This is a genomic window from Pseudomonas sp., assembly GCF_035277045.1.
Taxonomy (GTDB): domain Bacteria; phylum Pseudomonadota; class Gammaproteobacteria; order Pseudomonadales; family Pseudomonadaceae; genus Aquipseudomonas.
The window spans coordinates 1-2,605 of the sequence record NZ_DATELE010000030.1 but is presented as its reverse complement, the minus strand read 5'-3'; the positions used below and the strand labels follow the sequence as shown (position 1 = coordinate 2,605).

At 67.1% G+C, this 2,605-nt stretch carries 2 protein-coding genes and 1 pseudogene; all 3 read left to right on the top strand.

Features of this window, described 5'->3' with window-relative positions:
• The gene (locus VJS90_RS01350; RefSeq protein ID WP_324118306.1) at positions 1-519 is read left to right on the top strand and encodes a penicillin-binding protein activator LpoB; all 519 of its coding nucleotides are present in this window, start codon (positions 1-3) and stop codon (positions 517-519) included.
• 5 nt (positions 520-524) lie between these two features.
• Positions 525-1,895, top strand: a complete 1,371-nt coding sequence (locus VJS90_RS01345) for a PelD GGDEF domain-containing protein (RefSeq protein WP_324118304.1) — start codon at positions 525-527, stop codon at positions 1,893-1,895.
• Positions 1,873-2,605, top strand: a pseudogene (locus VJS90_RS01340) (HEAT repeat domain-containing protein); the annotation flags it as partial. The gene VJS90_RS01345 and the pseudogene VJS90_RS01340, both read left to right, overlap by 23 nt.

Below are 2,605 nucleotides of genomic sequence, written 5' to 3'. Positions count from 1 at the left end.
ATGCGAGTCATCCCTAGCCTGAGCGTGGCCTTGACGGCGCTGCTCGTCAGCGGCTGCAGCAGCTTCACTGGCAAGGCCAGCGAGGCACTGCCCAGCCGCGCGCAATGGGCCGTGCTGCCCTTGGTCAACTATTCGCAGACGCCCCAGGCCGGTGAGCGTGGTGAACAGATCCTGCTCAGTGTGCTGAGCAGCCGTGGGCTGCAGCCACGCCTTTATCACGCACCGGGCCAAGGCGAACTGGCGTTGATCGAGGACAGCGAGCGTCAGGCGGCCGCGCTCGAGTGGGCGCGGGCGCAGAAGCTCGATTACGTGATCACCGGCAGCGTCGAGGAATGGCAGTACAAGAGTGGCCTGGACGGCGAGCCGGCAGTGGGCATCAGCTTGCGTGTCGTGCAGCCCAGCAGCGGCAAAGTGCTCTGGAGCAACAGTGGAGCGCGGGCCGGCTGGTCCCGTGAAAGCCTGGCTGGCAGCGCGCAAAAGGTGCTCGACGCCCTCGTTGGTGACCTTCGGTTCGAGTGATCGCGATGAAATCTCCTTACATGGACTACAGCCTTGCCCCACGCGCGAACGGCTGGACGTCCTGGCTGGAAACGGTGCTGGTCACCGCCCTGGTCATTGGCGCCGGGCTCTGGCTTGCGCCGCAAGACCCGTTGCAGGTGCGCGCCGAGTTCCCCTGGTCGGTGCTTGCGCCGGTGCTGATTGGCGTGCGCTACGGCTTTGTCCGTGGCCTGCTCAGCGCCAGCCTGCTGGTGGCAACCTTCTTTGTACTGCACCGGGACGGCTTGCCGGCCTACGCATCGATCGCCCCGGGTTTCATCGTCGGCGTGCTGGTCTGCGGGATGTTGGTGGGGGAGGTGCGCGACCTGTGGGAGCGCCGCCTGCAGCGGCTGCAGATGGCCAATGACTACCGCCAGTACCGGCTCGACGACTTTACCCGCGCTCACCAGATCCTGCGGGTTTCCCACGACCGCCTGGAGCAACGGCTGGCCGGCAGCGACCAGAGTCTGCGCAGCGCGCTGCACGGCCTGAGCGAGCGCTTGCGCGCCCAGCCCGATGGCAGCGACAACCTGGCATTGCTCGCCGAGCCGATTCTGGCATTGCTGGGCCAGTATGGATCGCTGCGGGTGGCGGGCCTGTACCGTGTCGACGCGCTTGCCGGGCCCCCGGCGCACTTGAGCGCTCTGGCAACCGTCGGGACGATGGAGGCGCTCAACGGTGATGACCTGCTGGTCAGGCTGTGCCTTGAGCGGCGCGAGCTGGTCAGCGTGCTCGAAGAGGTGATCGAAGCCGGTGAGCTGTCGAGTGTGTCATCGCTGCAGGCCTGCATCCCGCTGATCGACACCAGCGGCCAGGTGCTGGCCATCCTGGCCGTGCGGCAGATGCCGTTCTTTGTCTTTCATGAACGTACGCTGAGCCTGCTGTTGCTGCTGGCCGGGCATATCGCCGACCTGCTGACGCACGATCCCGTGGTGCTGCAACTGCCGTGCGCCGAAGCCCGGCACTTCGCGCGTCAGCTCCAGCGCTCGTTGGTCGATGTCGAGCAACATGGCTTGCCCGCCTGCCTGTATGTCTTCGAGATCACCCGCCCGAGCGATGCGCTTCGCCGTCTGTTCGAGTACAGCCAGCGCGGCCTCGACCTGCACCTGCCGCTGCGCAACGCGCGCCAGCACCAGTGCCTGCTGGTGCTGCTGCCGCTGACCTCCAGCGAAGGCGGCGAGGGCTATCTGGCCCGCCTGGGACGGCTGGTCCAGGAGCAGTTCGGGGTAAAGGCAGACCTGCGCAACCTTGCGGTCAGCGTGTTCATTCATGACCTGCAATCGGCGCCGCAGCGCGACGGGCTTCGTGGCTTCCTCTACAACGAGTGTGGCCTGAATGACCAGCAAGTGGCTGTTTAGCGGTGCCCTGGTGTTCGAGGCCGGCAGCTGGGCTGCGCTGGCCCAGGACCTGCCCGACCTGCAGGTTGCGCTGACGTAAGGCGCCAGCCACCTGCTGGCTTGCCTGCTGTTGACGGCGGCCGTCTGGCAGCTGCTGCCTGCGCGCTACCGCCAGCCGCTGCCGTGGAGCCCGTTGTTCATTTTCAGCCTGGCGTTCTTCGTGCCGTTGCTGGGCAGCCTGGGCGTCATCGCGGCGGTGTTCCCGGCCCTGTACCTGCCGCGCACGCGCGAGCGGCAGGCCTGGCAGGCGCTGGGCATTCCCGACTTGCCCTATCGCCCCCAGCATCAACTGCATTCGCCCTCGTTTCCCGATAGCGGCCTGCAGGACGTCCTGCGTCATGCGGTGGATCCTGAGCGGCGCCTGTCCGCGTTGCTGGCGACCCGGCGCATGCCGGGGCGCGAGGCGGTGCAGATCCTCAAGCTGGCACTGAGCGACCCGAGCGACGACGTGCGGCTGCTGGCCTATTCAATGCTCGACAAGCAGGAAAGCGATATCAACCAGCGGATCGAGACGGCGCAGACCCAGTTGAGCCAAGCCCCTGGCCCGGCCATCGGGCCGCTTCACGCCACCCTGGCCCGCTGGTACTGGGAACTGGCGTACCTGGGACTTGCCCAGGGCAGTGTCCTGGCGCACGTCCTGGACCAGGCGGCGGACCACGCCGAGCGAGGCT

Coding starts and splice junctions, on each gene's coding strand:
- VJS90_RS01350 (WP_324118306.1), top strand. CDS start 1: ATGCGAGTCATCCCTAGCCTGAGCGTGGCCTTGACGGCGCTGCTCGTC.
- VJS90_RS01345 (WP_324118304.1), top strand. CDS start 525: ATGAAATCTCCTTACATGGACTACAGCCTTGCCCCACGCGCGAACGGC.